This is a genomic window from Halomonas sp. SIMBA_159 (assembly GCF_046536035.1).
Taxonomy (GTDB): Bacteria; Pseudomonadota; Gammaproteobacteria; order Pseudomonadales; family Halomonadaceae; genus Vreelandella; species Vreelandella venusta_A.
This window is the reverse complement of the sequence record NZ_JAWJBT010000578.1, coordinates 1-272: the sequence shown is the minus strand read 5'-3', so window position 1 is coordinate 272 and position 272 is coordinate 1. Positions and strand designations below refer to the sequence as shown.

At 54.4% G+C, this 272-nt stretch carries 1 pseudogene; it reads left to right on the top strand.

The features are described from left to right. Positions 1-197, top strand: a pseudogene (locus R0J87_RS20525) (hypothetical protein); the annotation flags it as partial. Between the last annotated feature and the right edge of the window lie 75 nt (positions 198-272).

Here is a 272-nt window from a genome sequence, read left to right as displayed (position 1 = left end):
AAAAAGTGCAAGGCTTTGATCATAACAGGATGCGCGTGCTGGGAATGGCAGACACCTCGCCGCTGGACAGCAATGACACCCTGGACGGACGTAAACGTAACCGTCGGGTAGAAATTGCCATCATGCAGGGTAAACCGCATTTTACCAATGAACTGACCAGCGACCCGGCAGGGGAATCTGCCGTCCCGTCAAATTAAGCCTACAATCTGAATAAGGACATGATGCGTGTTCGCCTGACAGGGCGAACACGCATCAGGCGGCGAGGGCAGGAG